At 36.9% G+C, this 26,870-nt stretch carries 17 protein-coding genes; 15 read left to right on the plus strand and 2 right to left on the minus strand.

The genetic code is table 11. The annotated features are described in order from the left end of the window. The 8 genes from ispF to DK866_RS16370 all read left to right on the plus strand — a co-directional run bounded on the left by ispF (nt 1) and on the right by DK866_RS16370 (nt 8,403). Nucleotides 1-486 carry a 2-C-methyl-D-erythritol 2,4-cyclodiphosphate synthase gene (gene ispF / locus DK866_RS16335; RefSeq protein ID WP_109409751.1) on the plus strand — a complete coding sequence of 162 codons (486 nt, stop codon included), beginning with the start codon at nt 1-3 and terminating at the stop codon, nt 484-486. Next, on the plus strand, nt 483-1,535 hold the full coding sequence (truD, locus tag DK866_RS16340) for a tRNA pseudouridine(13) synthase TruD (RefSeq protein WP_109409752.1): 1,053 nt from the start codon (nt 483-485) through the stop codon (nt 1,533-1,535). The genes ispF and truD overlap by 4 nt, the downstream gene beginning before the upstream one ends. After that, nucleotides 1,513-2,277, plus strand: coding sequence for a 5'/3'-nucleotidase SurE (gene surE, locus DK866_RS16345; RefSeq protein WP_109409753.1), 765 nt, complete (start codon nt 1,513-1,515; stop codon nt 2,275-2,277). Before truD ends, surE begins: the two co-directional genes overlap by 23 nt. Continuing rightward, nucleotides 2,271-2,897, plus strand: coding sequence for a protein-L-isoaspartate(D-aspartate) O-methyltransferase (locus DK866_RS16350; protein WP_072070178.1), 627 nt, complete (start codon nt 2,271-2,273; stop codon nt 2,895-2,897). Before surE ends, DK866_RS16350 begins: the two co-directional genes overlap by 7 nt. A 153-nt stretch (nt 2,898-3,050) precedes the next feature. Beyond that, nucleotides 3,051-4,169 carry a murein hydrolase activator NlpD gene (nlpD, locus tag DK866_RS16355; protein WP_109409754.1) on the plus strand — a complete coding sequence of 373 codons (1,119 nt, stop codon included), beginning with the start codon at nt 3,051-3,053 and terminating at the stop codon, nt 4,167-4,169. A 687-nt stretch (nt 4,170-4,856) separates the two neighbouring features. Next, nucleotides 4,857-5,840, plus strand: a complete 984-nt coding sequence (gene rpoS, locus DK866_RS16360; RefSeq protein ID WP_023582671.1) for an RNA polymerase sigma factor RpoS — start codon at nt 4,857-4,859, stop codon at nt 5,838-5,840. Nucleotides 5,841-5,992: 152 nt separating this feature from the next. Continuing rightward, nucleotides 5,993-7,252 carry a hypothetical protein gene (locus tag DK866_RS16365; RefSeq protein ID WP_109409755.1) on the plus strand — a complete coding sequence of 420 codons (1,260 nt, stop codon included), beginning with the start codon at nt 5,993-5,995 and terminating at the stop codon, nt 7,250-7,252. Continuing rightward, nucleotides 7,249-8,403: a hypothetical protein gene (locus tag DK866_RS16370; RefSeq protein ID WP_109409756.1), complete on the plus strand. Its 1,155-nt coding sequence runs from the start codon at nt 7,249-7,251 to the stop codon at nt 8,401-8,403. The genes DK866_RS16365 and DK866_RS16370 overlap by 4 nt, the downstream gene beginning before the upstream one ends. A 199-nt stretch (nt 8,404-8,602) precedes the next feature. Here the strand turns inward: DK866_RS16370 and mutS are convergent, their stop codons facing one another. Beyond that, nucleotides 8,603-11,167: a DNA mismatch repair protein MutS gene (mutS, locus tag DK866_RS16375; RefSeq protein WP_109409757.1), complete on the minus strand. Its 2,565-nt coding sequence runs from the start codon at nt 11,165-11,167 to the stop codon at nt 8,603-8,605. Between the two features lie 802 nt (nt 11,168-11,969). Between mutS and rlmF the strand changes: the two genes are divergently transcribed. The 7 genes from rlmF to DK866_RS16410 all read left to right on the plus strand — a co-directional run bounded on the left by rlmF (nt 11,970) and on the right by DK866_RS16410 (nt 25,711). After that, nucleotides 11,970-12,935: a 23S rRNA (adenine(1618)-N(6))-methyltransferase RlmF gene (gene rlmF, locus DK866_RS16385; protein WP_167395496.1), complete on the plus strand. Its 966-nt coding sequence runs from the start codon at nt 11,970-11,972 to the stop codon at nt 12,933-12,935. Nucleotides 12,936-13,744: 809 nt separating this feature from the next. Further along, the gene (locus DK866_RS19875) at nt 13,745-13,894 is read left to right on the plus strand and encodes a hypothetical protein (protein ID WP_162557023.1); all 150 of its coding nucleotides are present in this window, start codon (nt 13,745-13,747) and stop codon (nt 13,892-13,894) included. A gap of 205 nt (nt 13,895-14,099) precedes the next feature. Next, complete coding sequence (locus tag DK866_RS16390) at nt 14,100-15,230, plus strand: DUF3829 domain-containing protein (RefSeq protein WP_109409759.1); 1,131 nt, start codon at nt 14,100-14,102, stop codon at nt 15,228-15,230. Between the two features lie 303 nt (nt 15,231-15,533). Further along, complete coding sequence (locus DK866_RS16395) at nt 15,534-21,485, plus strand: alpha-2-macroglobulin family protein (protein ID WP_109409760.1); 5,952 nt, start codon at nt 15,534-15,536, stop codon at nt 21,483-21,485. 42 nt (nt 21,486-21,527) lie between these two features. After that, on the plus strand, nt 21,528-23,915 hold the full coding sequence (gene pbpC, locus DK866_RS16400; RefSeq protein WP_109409761.1) for a penicillin-binding protein 1C: 2,388 nt from the start codon (nt 21,528-21,530) through the stop codon (nt 23,913-23,915). 169 nt (nt 23,916-24,084) lie between these two features. Continuing rightward, nucleotides 24,085-24,432: a hypothetical protein gene (locus tag DK866_RS16405; protein WP_072070169.1), complete on the plus strand. Its 348-nt coding sequence runs from the start codon at nt 24,085-24,087 to the stop codon at nt 24,430-24,432. A gap of 52 nt (nt 24,433-24,484) precedes the next feature. Further along, nucleotides 24,485-25,711 (plus strand): PD-(D/E)XK nuclease family protein, encoded by a 1,227-nt coding sequence (locus tag DK866_RS16410; protein WP_162557024.1) that lies wholly within the window; start codon nt 24,485-24,487, stop codon nt 25,709-25,711. 40 nt (nt 25,712-25,751) lie between these two features. On the opposite strand, the gene DK866_RS16415 is transcribed toward DK866_RS16410, so the two are convergent. Next, the gene (locus tag DK866_RS16415) at nt 25,752-26,681 is read right to left on the minus strand and encodes a Dyp-type peroxidase (RefSeq protein ID WP_109409763.1); all 930 of its coding nucleotides are present in this window, start codon (nt 26,679-26,681) and stop codon (nt 25,752-25,754) included. Nucleotides 26,682-26,870: the final 189 nt, after the last annotated feature.

The raw sequence follows: 26,870 nt of genomic DNA on the forward strand, positions 1-26,870 counted from the left end.
ATGAGAATTGGACACGGTTACGACGTACATAAATTTGGTGGTGAAGGTCCTATTATTATTGGCGGCGTCAGAGTTCCTTATGAACAAGGCTTATTAGCTCACTCTGATGGTGATGTTGTATTACATGCGGTAACTGACGCTATTTTAGGCGCAGTGGCAATGGGTGATATTGGTACATTGTTCCCTGATACTGATCCGGCATATAAAGGTGCTGATAGTCGAGTATTACTTCGTGAAGCATTTTCACGCGTAAGAGCCAAAGGTTACCGAATTGGTAACTTGGATGTCACTATTATTGCTCAAGCTCCTAAAATGTTACCTCATACACCACAAATGCGTGTCAATATTGCAGAAGATCTTCATTGTCATATTGATGATATTAATGTGAAAGCAACAACAACTGAAAAACTTGGATTTGTGGGTAGAAAAGAAGGTATTGCCTGTGAAGCGGTTGTTTTATTAATAAAAGAGTCATTACCTGAATGAGTGAATTACCAGAACTCCATTGGTTACATGGAAAACCACAAGCAACAGGTTTATTGAAGTCAATTCCTGAAGATTTTATTGTCTGTGAAGATCTTGGCTTCACCCTTGATGGTGAAGGTGAGCATGTCATGGTGAAAGTCAGGAAAACAGGATGTAACACCGCTTTTGTTGCTGAAAAACTGGCAAAATTTGTGGGGATTCACCCTAAAGATGCAAGCTATGCTGGACTAAAAGACAGAAATGCTGTCACTGAACAATGGTTTTGTCTGCGTATGCCGGGTAAAGAGATGCCCGACTTCAGCCAGTTTATTTTAGAAGGTTGTGAAATTTTAGAAACAACTCGCCAACAACGTAAATTACGTATAGGAACACTAAAAGGTAATCACTTTACATTGGTGTTGAGAGAAATTTCAGACCGTACCTTTGTTGATGCACGATTAGCTCAAATTAAAGCTAAAGGTATTCCCAACTATTTTGGTATTCAACGATTTGGGCGTAATGGTGAAAACTTACGTCAAGCAATGCGTTGGGCAACCGATGAAATTCGTGTTAAAGAGCGTGGTAAACGCAGTTTTTATCTTTCAGCAGCACGCAGTGCCATGTTCAATCATCTTGTCAGTAAAAGATTAGAGTGTGATTTATATTCGAAAGTAATACTCGGTGATGCAATGCAACTTCATGGACGAGGCAGTTGGTTTGTTGTCGATGAAGCTGAACTCACTTCAACACAAACTCGCTATGAAGAACATGATGTTCATATTACCGCACCTTTACCAGGCAAGGGTGACTTAGGTACACAAGCACAAGCATTGGATTTTGAAACTGAAAATCTGGCAGAATATGAAACATTATGGTCATTGGCCCGACAAGAGCGTGTTGATAATACAAGGCGTGCTATCAATGTGTTACCAGAAAATATGTCATGGAATTGGGTAGACGACACCACTGTTTCTCTGTCATTCTTTTTACCCGCAGGAAGCTTTGCAACTAGCGTTGTACGCGAATTAATTTTATTAGGGAATGATGATGCTGAAAATATTGGTGAGTAATGACGATGGTGTGATGGCGAAAGGGATACAGACCCTCGCTAAAGCATTACGCCAGCGCTATGATGTACAAATTGTTGCACCTGATCGTAATCGTAGTGCTGCCTCTAACTCTTTAACTATTGATCGGCCATTACGCAAGCAAGAGCTGGAAAATGGCGATATCGCTATTGTTGAAGGAACACCAACAGATTGTGTTTATCTTGGTGTAAATCATTTAGTGCGTCCTCGTCCTGATATTGTGGTTTCTGGTATTAATCATGGCCCTAATTTAGGTGATGATGTTATTTATTCAGGTACTGTGGCTGCAGCAACGGAAGGGCGTTTTTTAGGTTTACCTGCGATTGCTGTCTCATTAGACGGTGAAACGCACTTTGAGACAGCGGCTCAAGTAACTTGTGACGTGCTGGCAATGTTACAACAAGTGCCTTTAAGAGCCGGGAATATTCTCAATATTAATGTGCCAGATATTCCACTAAATGAAGTAAAAGGGTTTCGTATCACACGTTGTGGGAGTCGTCATGCTTCACAGCACGTTTATACTCACACTGATCCTAGAGGGAATAGCCTTTATTGGATTGGGCCTCCAGGCGAAAAAAACGATGTAGGCCCTGATACAGATTTTGCTGCTGTTGACGAAGGTTATGTGTCGATTACACCTTTACATGTCGATTTAACAGCATATAAGGCACTAGATTTACTACAAAATTGGTTAAATAAAGCAGAGGTCAAAAAAACATGTTAAGTCGGTCAATGAAAGACTTACTGACAATGTTAAAGCAGCATGGTATCAAGGATGAAAGCCTGCTGGAAGCAATGAGTAAAGTACCCAGAGAGCTCTTTATTGACGAAGCGCTCTCTCATAAGGCTTATGAAAATACGGCTTTACCTATTGGTAATGGCCAAACTATTTCACAACCTTATATTGTTGCTAAAATGACAACGCTACTAGAATTACAAAGTACAGATTCTGTTTTAGAAATTGGAACAGGATCAGGGTATCAAACGGCCGTTTTAGCAAATTTAGTCCATCATGTCAGCTCTGTTGAGCGTATAAAGATATTGCAATGGCAAGCTAAACGACGTTTTAAGCATCTTGATTTACATAATATTTCTACACGTCATGGTGATGGATGGGAAGGGTGGTCATCAAAAGCGCCTTTTAATGCCATAATAGTGACAGCATGTGCAACAGAAGTACCACAACAGTTATTGATGCAATTAGCTGATGGTGGCAGGATGATAATACCTGTAGGCGAACAGCAACAAATACTGAAGTTTATCCGACGTTTAGGTAATGATTTTCACTATCAATCTATAGAAGCAGTTAGGTTTGTTCCTTTAATTTCAGGTGAGTTAGCATAACTTCCAGATAAATCTGACCGCTTTTTATTACTGCTTTTTAATAGCTTGTCGTAATCTGCACTAATAAATGAAACATTTTCAAAAAATTGCAGTCTTTTTGTTTAACTCGACAAATTGCTAGACGCTAATGCCTTTTTAAAGGGAGAAGGAAGTATGAATTCAGAAAGCCCAATTAAGCATGTCCGCTGGGCAATCATGTGTTCGGTAATTGGATTTGCATTAACAGGCTGTGCAGACACACCATATCGTCCTGCACCCATTACCTCTGTAAATGATAGCTCTTCAAATAACACGGTTTCAACTGCGCCTGTGATGACTAACAGTAATGCGACACCGGTTGAAAGAACGACCCCTTTACAATCGTCACCTCCTCCTTCAATTAAGGTGAATAGTGCTTCATCTAATGGAGGCACACATCAGCCCCAAAATCAGCCTCGTCCACAAACATCAGTAGCGACTCAAAATGTGAGTACAGATGGTACTGGTCGCATTGTGTATAACCGTAATTATGACAGTATTCCTAAAGGGAATTACAGCGGTAATACCTATACAGTAAAACGTGGAGATACCATGTTCTATATCGCGTGGATAACAGATAGCGATGTAAAAGAGCTGGCATCAATGAATAATATTCCAGAGCCTTACAGTTTAAATGTGGGGCAGGTGCTGAATATCGGTAACCGTCAAGTCAATACGGGAACCAATACAAATGTGAACACATCCGTTATCAATCAACCAAGTAGTGCTGGTGTTCAAACAGCTCAAACGAAACCGACAAATAACACATCAATGGGGCCATTGATCACTAAACCGGCAACAACAACACCGAAAACAACGACTCCGCCACCAACTACCAACACGAATACCACAACGGCAGCAACACCGGCACCAACAGCGGTTTCTGGTAAATGGATTTGGCCAGCACAAGGTAAGATAATCGAAAGTTATTCAAGTGCACCAGGAGGCAATAAAGGTATCGATATTGGTGGTACTAAAGGCTCTCCAATAGTTGCAACGGCGGCTGGTAAAGTGGTTTATGCCGGTAGCGCATTACGTGGTTATGGTAACCTTGTTATCATTAAGCATAATGATGAATATCTCAGTGCATATGCGCATAACGATACCATTTTGGTGCGTGAGCAACAAAATGTGAATGCAGGTCAGCAGATTGCGACGATGGGTAGTTCAGGAACAAGCTCTGTCCGACTTCACTTTGAGATCCGTTATAAAGAAAAATCACTCAACCCAATGAGCTATTTACCTAAAAAATAAATAAGTGATTTTTAACTCGTATTGTGAATAATCCTAAAGTTAAGCCCTCTCTTTTATAACAAAGAGAGGGCTTTTTGTTATCTGTAATTAATTAAAATATTGAAACAAAATACATTTTAACTAAGTAAAACTGCTTAATTAAAGATAAGTAAAAATGAGAGGTCGATATAAAATTATAGATAACGTTAAATTAGACGGTTGATTCTCAACCAATGAATGCGTATGCTAAAAAATGTTATATAAAAAATGAATAAAGATTCGTCATTGCTAAAGGATGAACTATAAAATAACCCCTTGTTTGAAAGGGTGTTTTCTTTATTAGATTATCTTTTTAATAATAGTAAATAATAAAAATTATTTGGTATTACTTTATTATTCTGGATTTTTATTTATTTTTTTAGATACAAATAGTTACAGCTAGCGCATTAAATGAAGTAATTTTACGTATAGATAAATATACGTAAATATAATAAAAAAACTGTTAATAACCTGCACTCAATAGCTAAGTTATATATTGAATAAAGAAAGATAAAATTAACAGTAAAATAGATTATGTTATCTTTTATTTTGTAATTCGTTACAAGGGAAAATCAGTAAACCCGTTGTGTCGTGACACAGCGATAAACTGGTAAATAGACTTTAATATCAAACGTCGTTTACCTAAATTATCAAGGGTAGGAGCAGCTGATGAGCCAAAGTACGCTAAGAGTAGACGAGTTATATACAGATGAAATTGAAGAGAACATGGAAGAGTTCGATGAAGTTGCTGCAAAAGAAGCAGAAAATGAGTCTGATGCTCAAGACGAAATTGAACTTATTGAAGGAGTCAATCAGCGTGCGCTCGATGCAACTCAGCTTTATTTAGGAGAAATTGGTTATTCTCCGTTGCTGACCGCTGAGGAAGAAGTTTTTTTTGCCCGTAGAGCGTTACGTGGCGACATTCCTTCAAGACAACGAATGATAGAAAGTAATCTTCGTTTAGTTGTTAAGATATCTCGTCGTTATACAAACAGAGGTCTTGCCCTGCTTGATTTGATTGAAGAAGGGAATTTGGGACTGATCCGTGCAGTTGAAAAATTCGATCCTGAAAAAGGTTTTCGTTTTTCAACTTATGCGACATGGTGGATACGTCAAACCATAGAACGTGCCATTATGAATCAAACTCGTACCATTCGTCTGCCTATTCATATCGTTAAAGAGCTGAATGTTTATTTAAGAACTGCGAGAGAACTAGCACACAAGCTTGATCATGAGCCTAGTGTTGAAGAAATTGCGCAAACACTTGATAAACCAGTTGAAGATGTGAGTAAGATGTTGCGTTTAAATGAACGTATTACTTCTGTTGATACCCCAATTGGGGGCGATTCAGATAAAGCCTTACTCGATATTATCTCTGACGAAAATGAAGAAGGGCCTGAGGCGACAATTCAAAATAATAACCTCAAGGAAAATATCATAAAGTGGTTATTTGAATTAAATCCTAAGCAACGTGAAGTATTAGCACGCCGTTTTGGATTATTAGGCTACGAGGCTGAAACTTTAGAAGATGTTGGTAGAGAAATTGGTCTGACAAGAGAAAGAGTTCGTCAAATTCAAGTTGAAGGATTACGTCGACTAAAAGACATTCTGCAAAGTCAGGGGTTATGTATTGAAGCTCTTTTCAAAGCATAACTAGCCTTTATTTCTGTCTACAGCGTTATTACCAAAGCCGATTAGTGAGTTGCTAGTCGGCTTTTCTTTATCTTGTATTATGTGATTTAACAAGATAAAACAAGCGTGTGATGTTGCATCTCGTAAATCGGGTAAAAGAGATAAAGGAAGATATGAAAGATTATTTTTTAAACGTCAAATTAGAGAGTTGCCATTTTGACCAAAATAAAACCTCACCGAAAGGAATGGTGAGATTAATAGCATCAGGCAAAGTGTTTTATCTCAATGAAGATGATTTCACTCACTCTCAAGATTTTCTGAAACGTTTAAAACAAGGTGATGAACTTAAAATTTGTGCCGAATTGCTTAATGACGGCAGTTTATGGGTACAATGGATTTATCATGATTGCAAAGGAAGGCTTGAGCCAGAAAGAACCTTTACACTTACCACTAAACAGAAAAAATGGTTATTGCTTGCTTTTGTTCTTACTGTAATTGGGAGTGGGTGGAATTATTATTCTCTGCTTTATCTAGAGGCTAATTTCTTTATCATTATTTCCATGGTTATTTCATTTGGTGCTGTAATGGCTGGAGTGAGTTATATCGGAGAAAAAGCCTATCGTTTTTTTCAGCGTATTAGACCTAAGCATAAAAAAAGAATCAAAGCGCTGGATAAAGTAATGGCTAAACAAGATATTATTGCTCCAGATGGTGAACAACTGATTATTCCCGAAATAAAAACAATACCACTGTTAAAGCATATAACACGTAAAAACCCAACCTTTCATATCAAACAAAGTAAAGTGCAACGAGTACGAGGGAAAATAAAACTCCATCATGTTGATAAAATTAAAATACACTCCCGCAATGCAGAGAATGTGGTGATGCAAATATCTTGTCAGATTGATAAACATCCTTTTATATTTAGTTATAAAGAACGTTTATTTTATTCTGATCATAATTTATTTTTGACTGATGGTGATGATGTTGAATTGTTCTTTTGGCAAGCAGAAGATAACAACTCTGGGCCTGTTGTCTTAGGTGTTTATAATCATACTGATAATGGTGCTTATTCAATTTCAGGACAGCTGTACCTTGGACACCAGCGAACTAAACGATTATCGTTGTTAATTACAGGACTAATCAGCACCTTTATTTTCTCGTTGTTCGCCATTTTTTCTATTTCAGATGTTTACGATAATGGCAATTATTGGGATAAATGGGACTGGTTTTTTGTTGGTGATACTTTTTTAGGTCTGGGGATCATCTACGGTTCAATAATGACAGGATTTGCTTTTTTAATTGCCTTATTTTCGAATCTTTATATTTTACTATCACAAAAGGGAAATTGTAGCTTTCAAACCTATTTTTTGCTTCAACAGCAATGTGTTGAAAATAAAAAGCCGCTTTATGTTACGGAGTTAAGCCAATGAATCCTTTTTTCCGTAAACCCTTCATTATCATCACTGGTTTATTTATTTTAAGCCTATTCCTTTTTTATGGCGTACTTTTTCACGGTTTTGCTTCTAAGTGGCAATGGAAAAATGAAAAAGACGCGGATTTATCTTCCTATCCTTATTCTCGTTATGATTGGCGTAATACGTTTAATGCGCCAAGTGGTATCTTAATTAAAACAGAATCAGATCAAGGGCGATATGATGTTGATCTTTATGGCCGACTCTATAGGCAAGATAACCAGAGAAAATATACACTTTATTTTTCTGGCAAAGAAGGCACTCGTTTTATGTCTCAGGGGCAAGGGAGTTTTTATAACGCCTATTGTATTTCTGAAAAGTGTGTTTTATTTACAGAGCAAGGACGGCAAGTGGTGAACTTAGCTAAGTTTATGCTTGATGATTTAATTCCTTGGCAAGAGAGTAATAATGGCTATTACCGTTTTCCTTTAGCACTTATTGGAGGAAAATTATTATATTCAGAGGCGACATCGCAATTAGTATTAGTTGACAATAAAACGATAATGACAAGTTTAGATGAGGGAGAGAGTTGGGAATATTCCATTAATACAGAAGAACTCGTTAAGCAGTATTATGCAGAAGATTTTGGTGAGTTTACACAATTCCATTATGCTTTATCGGGTGATTCTCTCGTTATTTTTTATAATCATCATTACACAACAAATACATTAGAAATTACATTAAATTTAGTTAATAAAGAAGTGACAAAAACACGTTGGCTTCCTGTGCGCGTAAAAGAAGTTGCTCAAAATGACAAAGGTGATATCTATTTTATTGCTCAACATGCTTCTCGTGATCTCTATTCTGTTGTTCAGCGCCAAGTTGATGGAAATATAGAAACTTTCTATGAAAGTGGTTATAAATATCTAAATGATTTGATGATAAGTAATAATGACTTGATTTTAACTAAAGGTCGTAATGATGATAGAGTTACATTGGTTTTTTCATTAAAAACAAAAAATTATACTTCTTATGAGAAAATTACTGACGATATGATGTTTAATCCTGCGTTATCTTCATTTATTCGTTTATTTGACAACTATAGTGATGATGACACTTTATTGTTATTGGGTGAGCGACTGAAATATAGTCATGCTTCAATCAATTGAAGTGGTCTTTATCTCTGATTATTCTAGCTTAAAAATGCAGTCTCAAAAGATAATGACAAAAATAAAAAACGATATAACAGCGAATCACATAAGTGAAATAGCGTAATTAACTGTGATAGAAATAGAAAGACTGTTATAAAAATGGCGCAGTGAAGATAAACACTGCGCCATTTTTGATCATTGATTTGATTTTTATGTCCTATTTGGACATCTCTTTTAATCGATAAAGTTGTTCTAAAGCTTGTCGTGGTGTTAGAGCATCAGGATCGATTTTATCTAAAGCTAATTCAATCGCAGAAGGTTCAGCCTCTGTTAATAACATCAATTGTGACGTTTCAACATGACCAGAGCCAGAGTGACCAGATAGCATTTCGAGCTCTTTTAACTTCTGTTTGGCTCGACGAATAACCTCTTTAGGAACACCCGCTAGTGCGGCTACAGCCAAACCATAACTTTTACTTGCGGCACCTTCTTGAACGCTATGCATAAAGGCAATGGTGTCACCATGTTCGACAGCATCTAAGTGAATGTTTGCAGTACCCTCAAGTTTTTCAGGTAATGTGGTTAATTCAAAATAGTGGGTCGCAAAGAGTGTCATTGCTTTAATGCGATTAGCTAAGTTTTCAGCACAAGCCCAAGCTAAAGATAACCCGTCATAAGTTGATGTACCTCGACCAATTTCATCCATTAGAACCAAGCTGTTTTCAGTCGCATTGTGCAAAATATTGGCTGTTTCGGTCATTTCCACCATAAAGGTAGAGCGACCAGAAGCAAGATCATCAGAAGCCCCCACGCGGGTAAAGATACGGTCAACAGGGCCAATTAATGCCTTTTCTGCGGGAACAAAGCTACCTATATAGGCAAGTAAAGTAATTAATGCAGCTTGTCGCATGTAAGTACTTTTACCACCCATATTCGGGCCAGTAATGATTAATAAGCGGCGTTGAGGTGCCAATTGTAATGGGTTAGAAATAAAAGGTTCACTAAGAACTTGTTCAACAACAGGGTGACGTCCCCCTGAGATTTGAATACCTGTTTTTTCACTTAATTCTGGGCGAGTATAATTTAATGATTCAGCGCGCTCTGCAAGGTTAGAGAGAACGTCTGTTTCAGCTAAAGCTTCTGCACTGATTTGTAATGCAGTAAGGTGTGGCAATAATTTTTCAAAAATTTCTTCATAGAGCATTTTTTCAATTGCCAGCGCCTTACCTTTCGAAGTCAGGACTTTATCTTCATACTCTTTTAGCTCAGGAATGATATAACGTTCTGCATTTTTCAATGTTTGACGGCGAACATAATGCATAGGCACTAAGTTGCTTTGTCCGCGACTGACTTGAATGTAATAACCATGTACACCATTAAAGCCAACTTTAAGGGTATCAATACCCCATTTTTCACGTTCACGAATTTCAAGTTTATCAAGGTAATCACTTGCGCCATCGGCTAATGCTCGCCATTCATCTAATTCAGCATTATAACCAGAGGCAATAACACCACCGTCACGTACTAATACTGGCGGTGTTTCAACAATAGCTTGTTCAAGTAGTTCACATAATTCATCGAACTGGCTAATACGTTTTTGTAATTCTTTAATGTAAGGCATATCAGCTTGTTCAAGCACTTGATGAATATCATGATATTGCTGAAAAGCATGACGCATACGAGATAGATCACGAGGGCGTGCTGAACGTAGCGCTAAACGTGCTAATACACGTTCTAAATCGCCGATTTGACGTAAAAAAGGTTGTAACTCAAAATAGAGAGGCTGCAATGCGCTAATTGCGTCTTGACGTTTAATAAGTTGTTCACGTTGGCGTAATGGTGTGTGTATCCAACGTTTTAGCATACGGCTTCCCATAGGGGTAACACAAAGGTCAAGTACAGATGCCAGTGTGTTATCAGTACCACCTGCAAGATTTTGTGTTAATTCAAGATTGCGACGAGTTGCTGCATCTAAAATAATCGAATCTTGAGGACGTTCCATGGTAATGCTACGGATATGAGGTAGAGAGGTACGTTGTGTATCTTTCACATATTGCAATAAACACCCAGCAGCGCAGAGCGCGAGATGTGCATTCTCAACACCAAAACCTGTTAAATCGCGAGTACCAAATTGTAGATTGAGCTGTTGTTTTGCTGTTTCAGGTTCAAATTCCCAAATAGGGCGACGACGCAAGCCTTGCTGGCGCTCAATCAATACCATTGATTCAAAGGTTTCTGGATAAAGTAATTCAGCTGGATGGGTACGTTGTAATTCAGCAATCATGCTTTCACTATCAGGCATTTCAGTAACTCGAAAACGTCCTGATGTGATATCTAATGTAGCATAACCAAATGCGCCATTTTTATCTTGCCAAATAGCGGCTAAAAGGTTGTCTTGGCGTTCTTCAAGTAAGGCTTCATCAGTGACAGTACCTGGTGTCACAATACGAATAACTTTGCGTTCAACGGGACCTTTGCTTGTCGCAGGATCACCAATTTGCTCACAAATAGCGACAGACTCACCTAATTGCACTAATTTAGCGAGATAATTTTCAACGGCATGATGGGGAACTCCTGCCATTGGAATAGGTTGCCCCGCAGACTGACCTCGTTTTGTTAATGAAATATCTAATAAGCGAGAGGCTTTTTTAGCATCGTCAAAAAACAGTTCATAAAAGTCACCCATACGATAGAACAGTAAGATTTCAGGATGCTCTGCTTTAATTTTCAGATACTGCTGCATCATTGGTGTGTGGGAGTCTAAGTGTTGAATGTCAGTCATGTTGTTGTCTGTCTTAACGTATTGAATTTTGGTTTATTTGTGAAAATCAATTGTTACACTGAATGTCGTTTTATTTCACAAGCATTGTGTGATCATATCACAAGGTTTCAGTCTGTTGTTTTAATTATCTTATAGTCAGCACTAAACAAGGTAGCACCTATGAGCCAAAAGTAGCCAGCAAAATGAGACCATGAAACCGAATAGTAAAGTTAGGGCTGATACGAGTGAGAATACAGGTTACGTGTATTTTGTGGCGCAACAGGCATTAAGACATTTTTCTACCGTTATAGTAACCCAGTTACGCCCAATTAGGCTGATGCCCCGTGACTGAGATAAAAGAAAAAAAGCAATATAAAAAACAAGAACAATGATCTGCTTTAATCAAACAGGACACTTTAATAATGGAATATAATCCAATTATGTGCAGATATTATTAGTTGGACGATTTACATTTTGTGTTAGTTGTTCCATGTTTGGCGTTAATGTATTCAATTTGGTCAAATCAGCTTATTGAATCTTACATCTAAGCAGTTTATTGCTTAAAACGGATGGTATATATCCTTATTCATTCAAACTGCAGGTTCGTTGGCCGTACCTAGCCAGCCGGGTCGTTCCCTGTCTATCTTCCCTTGCTGCCTTCCTGCATCTTGAATGACGTTGGGTATAAAGAGCAGGGCATTCCGGCATAAACTCTGAATGCAGGCTTAATACGGTTTCATCCTGAGCTGTTAGCTGCAATTTGAAAGCTATAGGGTATATGGTATCGTACGCGTCAGAAATACCTTTAAGAGAGCCCTTCACGGTGGAAAAAAAGAAAACCTTCCTACAGCAGAAAAGCGGCTTGCACCCGCGTAACCGTCATCGCTCACGCTATGATTTTCCGGCGCTGATCGCCAGTTGCCCTGCACTGGAGCCGTTCGTCAAGCCGAATGCCTGGGGCGACATCTCGGTAGATTTTGCCGATCCTGCGGCGGTTAAAATGCTCAACCGTGCGTTGCTGCAACATTTTTATGGCATTGAACACTGGGATATTCCCGCCAATTATCTGTGCCCGCCGATCCCCGGGCGTGCCGACTATTTACACCATCTGGCCGACCTGCTGGCGACCAGCAACGGTGGTGAGTTCCCTCGCGGTAAAGGCGTGGCGATCCTTGATGTGGGTGTTGGCGCCAACTGTATTTATCCGATTATTGGCCTGTGTGAATACGGCTGGCGTTTTACCGGTTCGGAGATTGATCCGGTATCGCTCAATACGGCCAAAATGATCGTGGAGATGAATCCGACACTGAGAAACAGAGTGCGCCTACGTTTACAAAAACAACCCGAATTTATTTTGAACGGCATCATCGGCGTGGCGGAGAAATTTGATGCCACACTGTGTAATCCACCGTTTCACAGCTCTGAACAGGAAGCGCAAGCCAGCACCCGCCGCAAACTGCACAAGCTGGGTAAAGGCGAGGTAGCCGACAAGCCGGTACAGAACTTTGGTGGCAAAAATAAAGAGCTATGGTGTGAAGGCGGTGAAGAAGCCTTTGTGCGTAAAATGGTAGAGGAGAGCGTTAGCTTGGCGCAAAACTGCCTGTGGTTCACCTCGTTGATTTCTAAAAACACTACCTTGCCTTCGATTTATCACGCGTTGAAGCTGGTGGGTGCGGCCGAAGTCCGTACCATTGAAATGGCGCAGGGGCAAAAAATCAGTCGCTTCGTGGCCTGGACTTTCCACGACGCAAAACAGCAGGTCGCTTGGGCGACAGAACGCTGGCGTTAATTTCCCTGGTGCCGGTTATTTAACCGGCACCGATAAACCTTCGCATTTCCCTTTAAATTTCTGCATGTTGCGTTATTCTCAATATGTCTTCCAATACTAAAAATCTTAAAAAGTTATTTATTCAAAATACAATACTTACCTTACTTAATTGATATTTTAATCCGGTATATATACCTAATGTAATTCAAGCTGCAGGCTGAGCGCAGCCAACGAACCTGCGGTTTGAATGAATAAGGGTATATGATCACATCATAAACACATTAAGGAAGATGCATGGTTCGGAGGAAATCATTCAGGCTTGAAATGACGCAAGGAGCAGCTTGTTTGAGTATACATCCCATGAGTCTCCTTTCCTCCCTCCTGTTTTAAATGACTGGCAGAACTAGCAGCCTCATAATGTCGCAGTACTCACAGCGGCATTATTCATCGAATCCGTTTCTGCTAATAAAATCTATTGTACTTGAAGAGGATCGGAAGTAATTCACGGTCAAGCAGCTTAGCCAGCCCCCATTTATTGGTGCTTAGAATTGTTCGTAATCCTTTATCAGCAGCGTGAACATCAGGTGGGGGATGGGTAATATAAGTGGCAGCGACAGTGTATTGATAAACTGTTTTTTGGTCAACGTCATCATTTATGCTTATGTTGGGTTAATCAGATTAACCTTCCCGATAAACAAGGTCTTCATTCACCGACCGAACTCACACCTAGCGACTCATTTACTGGTCGCCTAGCTACACTTTGAATTGGGCGAATGGGGTGATTATGGCAATCTGTTATTTTAAGTAAATGACGTACAGGGTTAGTTTGGTTGCCAGTTGAAACACTTATCCAGCAACATCAAGATGATTATTATCGAGTATTAGGTGAGGTTGATAAACAGAGTGATAGTACCTACTTTATGGATTTTATATTAAAGCTTATTGCTCAGGCGTTAAAAGAAGGAATTGAAAATAGTTAATATAGATATCTATAAAATTTTAAAAAAACACTTATAAATATATAATATTATGTTTAAGTGAATATACGTCGTTAATCAAAGGTTAATACTCTTATTAAGAGTATTGTTATGTTGCTTGAAATTAATTTAATAAATAATAGTCATTGATTATTAAACTCATTATAGTCTATAGCGAGTTAATTACTTAATAATATAATGAGGGATTATGAGAAAGAGCATATTAGCATCAATAATAAGCCTTTTATTAATATCAGCAGTAGGTTGTGATAATTCAAATGAAAATTCGAATACAGGAACAGCCTCGCAAGATAAAAATAAAACAGAGCAAACAACACAATCTCAACCTGATTCAAAAAATACTCAATCTGATGAAGTTCAGTTTAGTCAAAAAATTGAAAAAGGTAATTTGTGGTTAGCGACGTTTAACGAAGATTTTGGCACCATTATACAGAAAAAAACGGGCAGAATTTCAGGCACAATTAACGTTAATCTTTTAGATAATACGAAAACAGTTTTAACAAGTTTAAGTTCTGATAATGGTGAAAGCATTGATTTAACACCTTTCAAAATATTCGAAACTGAAACAGACCAAATAAAAAAAATGAAAGCGAGTAGTGCGATAATGCCTGTTAGAAGCGCTTTCTCTATGCATTTGAGTGCTTCAGGAGCAGAGCGTGCTAAAGAATCTTTTGAATTTATGAAAACGCTTCCTCCCACACTTCCAGAATTAGATGCTGTAGGTAATGCTTATGGTGAAAGTTATGTTGATTTATATGAAAAACTGCTAAAGCTGGGTGATTATCTGGTTGTAAAAGAGACTTATCGTTTAGATGATTTTGCTCAAGCCAGTAATTTGTATGAAGAAGTGAAAAATGCTTATGCCAAACTAATCGATGAGAAAGAAAAAGCTGCTGATGCATATGAAAACTATTATCAAGCAATGCATATTGAAGAGCTTGAATTAGTAAAAAAAGAAGGTCTGGTTGTTCGCTATCAAATTATGCAATCGCTGGATACAGTAACCAACACACTTGATTCAATGAACCCAGATAAAATAGATGTGGCTGCACTCTCTGCTGCAATTACCAAAATTGAAGCTCAATCAATTGAATTAGAAAAAGTATTTGGTGACGAAGCATTGCTGAATAAAGAAAATATGAAAGGTTCTGATTATTCAGTTAAAAAATATTTAGAATTATACCAACAACTTGTTATTGAGTTAAAAGTGTTAGAGAAAAAACTCAATGAGAATAAAGATATATCAAGTAGCATAAATACGATTTCAAATGAATATAAATATTTGATAGAAAATTATAACTCTTTAATAGCGAAGTAATATTTACGTCGTGAAAATGTAAATCGCACTTTAATAGTGCGATTCTTCTCGCAAAAATTGCCTTTTATTCTGTATTTTATTAAACATAAAATGATTATTAGAAAAAGATGATTCAAACTAAAGTTCAGAAGAGTCTTGAAATAGAGTTGAATGCTAGGAAAAAAATATTAAGAATGTAATCTGTCTTTATATACTTATTTATTAATGCTTATTCACTTACAGAAACCCTAATTATTTCAATTTTTGACTTAATTTTACTGATAAAAATATGTATCTTTATCAGAGCAATCTAGGACTATCTATATGGATGTATTGCGCTTTTTACTTAGCCTTCCGTTTAAACTGATCCGTTTATTGGGTTGGGCTATTGTTTTTTGTATTCGTCTTCTTGAAAAAATACTTAGCCCGTTTATAGGACAAATACAATGGAGTACACCTATATGGATTAGTTTTGTTGCTCGGCATTTGAGAAATATTGAAAAGGGTATGGTGGATCACCCGAAAACGGTATTAGGTTCTATTATTTTTCTTCTAGTCGCATCATTCGGTAGTTACTACGGTTATCACAGTTATCTTAATCGCCCTGTTCCTATTGATGTTGCTCCCATTGTTGTGCAAAAAGTTGATATAAAATTGACTGCCCCTACGCCAATCAATTATGCCAGTGACAATCCTCAATCACAGAAAATAACGTTATCTTTTTCACGTTCTGCCGCACCGATTACACTTATTGATAAAGAAGTCACTGAAGGTGTGACATTAACACCTGCGATTGAGGGTAATTGGCATTGGCAAAATGGTTCAACCCTTGTTTTTACAGCGAAAAAACCATTTGCAATGGGAAGCGAATATCGAATAGAACTCGATGAATCTCAGTTGTTAGCACCTCAGTTTTCACTTAAATTAAAAAAATATGAATTTAAAACGTCCATTTTTGATTATCGTTTAGGCAATAGTGAGTTTTATCAAGATCCTCAGAATCCTGCTCAAAAGCACGCCATTATTAAAATTGCATTTAATGCCCCTGTCGATATTCAGAGCTTTGAAAAACGGCTTTCAATGAAATATGGCGATAATGAGAAACTAAAATACATTATTAATTATGATAATAAGAAATTAACGGCATGGGTTCATTCTGAACAGTTAGCACTAAAAGATATTAGTAGCAAAGTGTTCCTTAAAATTGCACCTGGTGTTGCGAGTGCAGTGACAGCAAATTCAACATCAAAAGAAAAAACCTATAGCGTGGATGTTCCAAGCTTATATAGCCTTAGTGTTTCCAATATAGAAAGTGAGCTTGTTGAGTCTGAAAATGGTAAAGATGCACGTGTGCTTATTGTTTCTTTAAATGATGCATTGAATGAGAAAGAGATAAAAAATGAAGTTAGTGCATGGCTACTACCTCAACATAATTCAGAAATACAAAATGCTGACCTTAACCAAGGTGAAGATGATTATTACGATTGGAATTTGAATGATGTTAGTAACACTATTCTTGAACAGTCAGAAAAATTAACACTTGAGATAAGTGATAATGAGCAAGAAAATCAGGCTACCTTTGCTTTTAAATATAATGCACCTGCTTATCGCTCCTTATTGGTTAAAATCTCAAGTGGAATAACTTCTGTTGGCGGATACCAATTAAAAGAAGATCGTTATCAAATCGTCCGTGTCCCTGATTATCCACAAATGCTGAGTTTTGTATCTGAAGGCGCTTTACTTTCTATGACAGGAGATAAACGGATCACCGTTTCTGCTCGTAATCTTCCGGGGTTACAATTAGATATTAAGCGAGTTATTCCAAATCAGTTACAACATATCGTTTCTTTTAAAGATAAATATTTTACTTCAACGAATTTTAATCGTCTGAATGATGAATATTTTACAGAGCATTTTACTTATCAAACAGCGCTGAACAATGAAAATAAAGGTGAAACCCAATATAAGGGTATCGATTTAAGTCGCTATTTATCTGCTGATCCTAATGCTAAACGTGGCATATTTTTATTAAAACTGACTTCTTGGGAGCCGAACAAAGCATCAAGAACAGATGATGAAGATGAAGAATATTATGAAGATGACGATGACGATGATGAAGAGGTTTCTGATGCTCGCTTTGTTGTTGTCACTGATTTAGGCATTATCGCGAAATCCTCGATTAATGGTTCAAGAGATGTTTTTGTACAATCTATTTATAGTGGTGAACCAGTTAGTAACGCGAAAGTTTCTGTCATTGCTAAAAACGGAACAACGTTACTTAGCAAAATAACTAATGCTGATGGGCATGTTGCTTTTCCAACGCTTAAAGACTTTAGAAATGAACAAACTGCGGTTCTTTTTTTAGTGGAAAAAGAAGGGGATATTTCATTTTTACCGACAAATGCTTATTACGATAGACAACTAAATCTTTCTCGCTTTGATGTTTATGGTGATGAAACGCCCAATGATCCTCGGACTCTTGATAGTTTTCTCTTTTCTGATAGAGGTGTTTATAGACCTGGTGAAACTTTCAATATTGGGCTAATTACACGGACATTTGACTGGAAAACGGCTATTGATGGTGTACCTCTACGTGTTGAAATTCGTGATCCTCGTAATACATTAATGTTAAATAAGTCCATGACATTAAACGAGTTTGGTTTTAATGAATTGAGTTATACTACTTCAGAAAATTCGCCTACTGGAGATTGGAATATTTATCTTTACTTGGTGGGTAAGAATAATGAAGATGCCAGTTTATTAGGCAGTACGAGCATTGTCGTTAAAGAATTTGAACCTGATTTACTTAAAGTTGCACTTAATTTGAAACCTAATAGGCAACAAGGGTGGGTTAAACCTTCTGAATTAAAAGCATCAATTGACGTACAAAATTTATTTGGTACACCAGCACAAGATAGACGTGTTGTATCTAAATTAACGTTACGACCAATTTATCCTAATTTCTCACGTTATTCTGATTATCGTTTTTATGAAAACCGCCGTAATCATGATAGCTTTGAAACAGAGTTAGAAGAGACGACAACAAATGATGAAGGGATAGCTGATATTGATTTAGGGCTAGAGTCCTATGATGATGCAACTTATCAATTACAACTTATCTCTGAGGCTTTTGATGCAGGAAGTGGTCGCTCAGTTACTGCCGCAGCCCGTGTAATGGTATCTCCTCACGATTATCTCGTTGGTGTAAAAGCAGACGGAACACTTGACTATATCAATCAAAATGCACAACGTAATCTCAATTTCATCGCCATTGATCCAACATTAAAACAAGTCACCCAAGAGGCGCTCACACTAGAACGTTATGAGCAAAAATACCTTTCTGTTTTAACTCGCCAAAATTCGGGTGTTTATAAATATCAATCTAAATTAAAAGAAGTTTTTATTAATGAAGTACCATTTTCTATTGATGAAAATGGTAGCCACTTTTTATTAGAGACGCAAACACCGGGTAATTTTGTATTATTAGTCAAAAATAAAGCAGGTAATGTGCTCAACCGTATCAATTATACGGTCGCAGGAAACGCGAATATTACGCGATCTCTTGATCGGGAAGCAGAGCTACAACTCACTTTAAACAAAGACACATACAAAGCTGGTGAAGAGATAGAAATTGCCATTAATGCGCCTTATATCGGCAGTGGCATTATCACTATAGAAAAAGATAAGGTTTATCATTGGCAGTGGTTTACATCATCAACAACAAGTTCAGTACAAAAGATCCGTGTTCCTGATGAGTTACAAGGTAATGGTTATATCAATGTCCAATTTGTTCGAGATATTAACTCTGATGAAATATTTATGAGTCCACTTAGCTATGGTGTTATACCGTTTAAAGTGAGTCGTGAAAATTTCCAAGCTAATATTGAATTGCAATCACCAGAGGTTATTAAGCCAGGCGAGACTTTGCCGATCACCGTAAAAACAGAAACTCCACAAAAAGTTGTTGTATTTGCTGTTGACGAAGGCATTTTACAAGTTGCACGATATAAATTAAAAGATCCGTTGGATTACTTCTTCCGTAAACGATCATTAGAAGTTGAAAGTACACAAATACTCGATCTTATCTTGCCTGAGTTTAGCAAAATGATGTCACTGACATCGGCACCAGGTGGAGATGCGGGAGAAGGAGTTGATCTCTATTTAAACCCATTCAAACGTAAAAAAGAAGAACCGGTGGCCTATTGGTCTGGTATTACGGAAGTAGAGGGTGGATCTGTCTTTAATTATAAAGTGCCTGAATATTTTAATGGCAAGATCCGCATAATGGCGATATCTGTTACTCAAAATCGTATAGGGAATGCACAACGTTATACTACAGTGCGTGATGATTTTGTATTAAGCCCACATATACCGACGACTGTCGCACCAAATGATGAATTTGATGTGACTTTAGGTATTGCAAATAATCTCACTGATCTTAATGGTGTTAAAACAAAACTGGATGTCACGATAACACCAGAACCTCAATTAGAGGTAATAGGACAAAAGAGTTATCAACTAGAATTAGGTGAGAAAAAAGAAACGGTAGTTTCCTTTAGAGTAAAAGCAAAATCGCAATTGGGTAATGGCGCTATCACGTTCTCAGTGAATAATGAAGGCAAAGTGACTCAAAGAACGATGAATCTTTCTATTCGCCCTGCTTCAGCTTATCGAATTCAGTCAAGCTTAGGTCGTATGGATGGAAAAGAGCAGAGTGTCACGTATATTCGTCAAATGTATGATGAGTATGCGCAAAGAGATGCGCGTGTATCTTACTCTCCTTTGGTGCTCAGTAGTGCATTAGCTCAATATCTAGCTAATTATCCTTATAATTGTTCAGAGCAAATAACCAGTCAGGCAATACCGTTGTTATTCCATCAACGTAACCCTGAAATGAAGGCGATCTATTCACAAGATAAAATTCGTTCTCAGCTTGAACAAACAATGGCGACATTACTCACTCGTCAAAATGGGCAAGGGGCGATAGGAACATGGCGCTCTACACCATCGACAGACCCTTTTGTCACCTTATATGTGGTTCAATTTTTACTAGAGGCACAAGAAGCAAATTACCCTGTATCTGATACATTATTGCGATCATCTAATGAATATTTAACTAAGCTTGCCGTCAATGTAGGGTTAAATAATCAAGATGAACTTAGAATGCGTGCTTTTGCAGTCTATTTGCTAACACGTCAAGGCAAAGTTACTACCAGTGAAATAGCCGCTATTCAAACGCGTATGCAAAAGAACTATCCAAAAACATGGCAGAGTGATTTAGGTGCTTTATATTTAGCTGCTTCTTACAAAATGCTGAAAATGGATAAGCAAGCTGACGAGTTGTTAAAGCCCACATGGCAAGAGCTAAGCAAGGCTTATAGTAAAGCATGGTGGTCGCAAAACTATTTAGATCCGCTGGTTCTAGACAGTACAAGATTGTATTTGATTGTGAAACATTTTCCTGAAAAAGCTGCTGATATTCCACCGCAGCTCTTAGAGAATATGGTATTGCGCTTTAAAGAGGAGCGCTATACCACACAATCATCAGCGATGAGTATTTTGGCATTAGAGCATTATACTAAACAGATCCAAAGCACCACAGCGTCAGCACAACCATTAACTGTGAGTGTTAAAAAAGGTGAAAATCCGCCAATAGTGATCTCATCAATGACAAATGCAACTGCGATTGGCCAGTTTGGTGCAGGTATTAATGAAGTTTTATTTAATAACTCAACAAATAATCCTGCTTGGTATGTTGTTACACAGTCTGGTTTTGATAGTGAGCAACCTAAAGAAGCGCTTTCACGAGGATTAGAAATTTCTCGTGATTACGTGAATGAAAAAGGTGAGTCTGTAAATAGTGCAACGTTAGGTGAAAAGCTTTATGTACATATAAAAGTCAGAGCCAATGCAAAGCAGGGTGTTGATAATGTTGTGCTGGTGGACTTACTTCCGGGAGGATTTGAGGTCGTACAACAATCATTGGATGATGTTGATAACCCTGAAGTGGAATGGTTGTCACCAACGGGATCAAAAGGAACACGCTGGTCACCAGAATACAGTGATATTCGAGAAGACAGAGTCATTATTTATGGTAGGGCTAACCAACAGGTACAAGAATTTGTTTATCAAATTAAAGCGACTAATTCTGGGGTATTTACAATACCGCCAGCTTTTGCAGAAGCGATGTATGATAGAGAAATACAAGCATTAGCTGTTGGTAAAGGAGTTATGACTGTTAATAAACCGACGCTAAATAATGGCAGTGTGAAATGAAATTAAGTTGGGTTTCAAACGCTGATTTGTGGTTATTCTAAGATGGTCAGAAGTCTCAGAAGTCAGCGTGTTTTACAAAATATTTTGATGGGTGGCTTTTTAGTTGCCCTCTTTTGTGTAGTATTTCGATTATTTCCTCATCCAGCTCTTTCAGAGGGTTTCTTATCTTCAACAGCTTATTATGATAGCAATGGCAACCTACTTCGCTTAACACTTGCTAATGATGAGCGTTATCGATTATGGACTGATTTAGACGACATTTCGCCTTTAATGGTTGAGAGCGCTATGCGATATGAAGATCGCTGGTTTTATTATCATATAGGTTTTAACCCTTACAGTTTAATTCGTGGTTTTTTCGTCAGTTATATTTATGGTGAACGATTACAAGGTGGCTCTACAATTACAATGCAATTAGCGCGTATACATTGGCAATTAAATACGCGAAATGTAGGGGGAAAACTTGTTCAAGTATTACGCGCTATTCAATTAGAACTTAGTTATTCAAAACATGATATTTTAGAAGCGTATTTTAACTATGCACCTTATGGGCGAAATATAGAGAGTGTTGGGGCAGCAAGCCTGATTTACTTTAATAAAAGTCCTAAAGAATTAACGTTACCTGAAGCGTTAACACTTGCCGTATTACCTCAATCACCTAGTTATCGGATAGAGCCAAATACCGATGGTATTAGTCTTTCTTTAATGAAAACACGGAACCAGCTTTATGATTATTGGTTAAAAGAGCATCCTAAAGATGCCAATTTATCAGCACTCTTTCAATTACCACTTCGGTTACGTCAACCAGAAAAAATGCCTTATATTGCTCCTCATTTCGTGGAACAAATAGAAAAACAAGAAAAATTTAATCCAAGAAAATCCACAACTATAGTGACAACGCTTGATCTTCCATTACAGAGATTAGTTGAAAAGCAGGTTGATGCCTTTATTGAGCGAAATAAACATCTTGGTATTAAAAATGCTTCAGTGATCCTCGTTGATACACGAGATATGGGGGTTAAAGCGCTAGTTGGTTCGGCAGACTATTATAATATGGATATTCATGGGCAAGTTAATGGAACCACTGCAAAGCGTTCACCGGGTTCAACATTAAAGCCTTTTATCTATGCATTAGGATTAGAGCAAGGCATTTTACACCCTCGAACAATTTTAAAAGATGTGCCTTCAACCTTTGGCAGTTATGCGCCAGAGAACTTTGACTTACGCTTTTTAGGGCCTGTTTCTGCCACTCAAGCTCTCAATTACAGCCGAAATATCCCAGCAGTGGCTATAGCTTCGCAATTGAAACAGCCTACGCTCTATCAGTTTTTACAAATGTCAGGTGTTAGTAATATGGCCAGTGAAAAACATTATGGTTTATCGCTGGTGCTTGGAGGCGGTGAAATTACGGTGCAAGAGTTAGCAAAGCTTTATGGAATATTAGCTAATCAAGGAGAGCTTAAACCATTAAGAATGCAAAGTACGGATACTATTGCTAAACCTATTCGATTGCTAAGTGAAGAAGCAAGTTTTATCACGCTAGATATGTTAGGGCAACATCGAAGACCTGATGATACTTTGGCGCAAAAATCTATGGCTTTACCCATTTATTGGAAAACAGGCACCTCTTGGGGATTTCGTGATGCATGGAGTAGTGGGATCTTCGGCCCCTATGTTTTAGTGGTTTGGATCGGTAACTTTGATGGTAAAGGAAACAGCGCATTAATTGGTGCCGAAGCTGCTGCACCTCTATTTTTTAATATTATAGATAATATAGTTGCAGACTATCCGAAATTAAAAGAGCCTCGATTTAAACTGCCTGAAAATATTAAACAAGTCGATATTTGTCTGGCGAGTGGTAATTTACCTACGCCATGGTGTCAACGTAAGGGTAAAACATGGTTTATTCCAGGAAAATCACCGATTAAAGTGGATACTATTTATCGGCCTCTAGCAATTGATAAAACGACGGGAGAAGTTGTCTGTCCCCCGTATAATGAAGATCAGGTAAATATCGAAATTTTTGAATATTGGCCTTCTGATTTAGCTAAAGTATTTGCTCAAGCAGGGCTACCGAAGCGAACCCCTCCTTCTACTGCTCATTGTAAAAATGGGGATATGGCAGTGACAGGAGCACCTCCTCGTATATTATCGCCATTACGAAATACAACGTACACCTTTAAACGAACATCAACGCCGAATACATCCATTGTATTTAATGCAACAGCAGATAATGACAGTAATATAATTTACTGGTTTGTTGACGATGCTTATTTGGGAAACAGTACCAATCAGCGTTCAATAGAGTGGCAGCCAAAAGAAAGTGGCCGTTACCGCATTCGTGCCGTGGATGATAAAGGACGGGCAGACACTCGTAATATTCGAGTTGATATTATTGGTGTAATGAAAACACAAGTGGCAGAAGTAGATTAATATTAGTGTTAAAAACCACCGGTTTTACTTAATGATTGTCTTAAAATTTTAATATTAATTTCTATCGTGATCTTATTCTAACTATTATAACTCGATATTGTTGCAAGATAATTATTAGGTAAAATATTGAAAAATATTTTATCTTGTCAGCAAGGAAGAAATAATCAGCATGAAAACTCGAATTCTAAAATTAGCATTATTAGGCGCATTAACATTACCTTTGGTTGGATGTGGTGATGGAACACCTAATTGTGATAGTACTGAAGCAAAGAACTTAGTGGTTGATATTACAAAAGACGAATTACGTGACCAAAAAATGGCAGCCGTGATCGATCAAATTAAGATCAAAGTGGAAAGTGTACGTACACGTGAACATGACGAAAAAAGAGATACTTATTCGTGTGCTGCTGAACTTTCTTTTGAAGGTAAAGGCGGTAAGAACTCTATTCCAATTACTTATACCATCGAAAGCACGGATGATGGCAAAGAATTTTATGTCAATGTATTTGGTTTATAATTGATTCAGATAAAAAACCATCGTTATGATGGTTTTTTTCTTAAGAGGGTATATGACTGGTTTTGATAAACAGGGAGATTTTTGTGATGGATCAGTAAAAAACAAATACTTAACCATCATAAATTTAGCAAGAAATACGGTTTTAAAACATGATGAATTAGAAGATAATCTTTTATGCTCTACTAATTTAGTCGATGTTCTTAATATTAATGAAAATAAGCATAGTATTATTTTAAAGAAAATATTAAATAATAAAAAAGGTAATGAGTATAAATTTATCCCTTCTTTTTTAAAACGGGTTTTAAAGAAAGAAATTATCTTTAATTATAAAGAACTAAAAATTAAAACAGAAAAGAATCGAGTTGATATTAGTATTGAAGATGGATTTTATGCAATCATAATAGAAAGTAAAGTTTGTAATGCGCCAGATCAAGAACGACAATTAGAAAGATATATTGAAAAATTTATCTCTGATGGGTATCAAGAAGAGAATATTTTTGTTTTATATTTAACGGGATATAAAAAAGAAGGTTACCTGCCTGAGAGTCTTGGTAAGTATAAAGAGAGTAATAAGGTTTATTTTAAACTTTCTTCATTTGAATGTGAAATATTAATGTGGTTAGAAAAAGATGTTTACCCTCAGATAAATAAAAATGATAAAAATAATAAAGTTTTTGATTCTTTTGTTTATCAATATAAAGATAGCTTGGAAATTAAATTTCTAAATAAATATGAAAAAGAAAAAAATAAAATGAATGATGAAATAAATGACTATATTCTTAATGCAATAAATGTATCTGATAATTACATTGATGACGGAATTGATGAGATAAAAAATATCATTAATGATACAGAATCATTAAGAAAAAAGTTAAATACTCTCTTAATTAGAGAAATAGAAAGAGTTTTTACTTTATGGGGAAATAAAATAAAAAATGATTATCCTCAGTTAGAATTTTCAGATGACAACTGTGAGATAAATGAAAAGTATGTTGGCGTTTTAATCGATTATAATAAAAATAAATTTTCTGTTGCTATCGAAAAAGATAGTTCGAATATTTATATTGGTGTGAAAGTTCATTCTTATAAAGAACCAGGACTTAATGAAGAAATTGCTAAACTATTAAATAACGTATTTGATACCTCTTATAAAATAGGAGTAAATTATTGGTATGGATGGAAATATATCGATGATTATGGGCAGGTTTACTCTAATTTTGAATTGTTATTGAACAAGATAAACCAAGAAATAGAACTGCTATCTGAGAATAAAAAGTAGATATATAAATACCGCCCTATATATCTACTTACAATGAAAATTACGCTAGATCATCCATAAACTTGGGTGATGGAACAAAGAATAATGTGCCTGTTACAGGGGTACTGAATTTAAGTAATTTATCAGTATGACCTTCTGGTGTGCCTGCAAACATATTTTCTAACATGCGATAGGTTGTTGAAAAATAACGTGCATAACCAATAAAATAAGTACCATATTCATTCTTTGATGGATTGGAAAAAGGCATATTGGCTCTAACAATTTTCAAATCATCACCGTTTTCATCTTGAATATTAGTGACAACATTATGAGAACCGAGCTCTTTCTCTTCATCGGTTAATTCAACATCGTTGAATTTATGTCTACCAATGACTTTTTCTTGTTCGATAAGAGGCTGTTTTTCCCATGCTTCCATATCATGAATATATTTTTGTACAAAGGCGTAACTACCTCCTGTAAATTCAGGATCTTCATCACCAATAACGGCATAAGAAGCACGCTCATCTTCATATTCAGGATTTTCAGTTCCATCAACAAAACCAATAATAGAACGCCCATCAAAATATCTAAATCCATGTACTTCATCGACAGGTGTAACAATATTCTTTAGCTTTTGGCTGATGATAGAAGCTAATTCGTAACAAACTGAAACTTTGAGAGCACGAATATGGAAAAAGAGATCGCCAGAAGTAGAAACCGCAGTATAAGTATCACCTTTGATTTCTTTAAAGGTATTTAGTTCTTTGGGTTTTGCTTGATTGGGGAATAATGTTGTCCATGCATTTGCACCGAATCCCATTACACAGCTTGTTTCCAATTCAGGAAAGCGTGTCCTCATACTACGTATTAGGCCAGAAAAATTATTACAAAAATCGATCAGAATTTCGCGGTTTTCAGGTGAGTGGGTGAGGTTAAAAACTAAAAAATAAGCATTCTCACAGGGTGATTTCGTAACATCTTGGTATTTCATGGTGATCCCTAAATGACGAATAATAGATAAATAATAATTAAGTCATATTTACAAAATATTGTTTTTTAGTTTTACACCAAAACTCTCCCTATTACAAAGAAAGGGAGAGTTTTTTGTCCTGATTTTTATAAAAAAAAGAATGGAAGGCTATGTTATTCTTTTTATTTCGTAGCATATTAATGTGATGTG

Origin of the sequence: Proteus genomosp. 4 str. ATCC 51469, assembly GCF_003144375.1 — a bacterium.
GTDB lineage: Bacteria > Pseudomonadota > Gammaproteobacteria > Enterobacterales > Enterobacteriaceae > Proteus.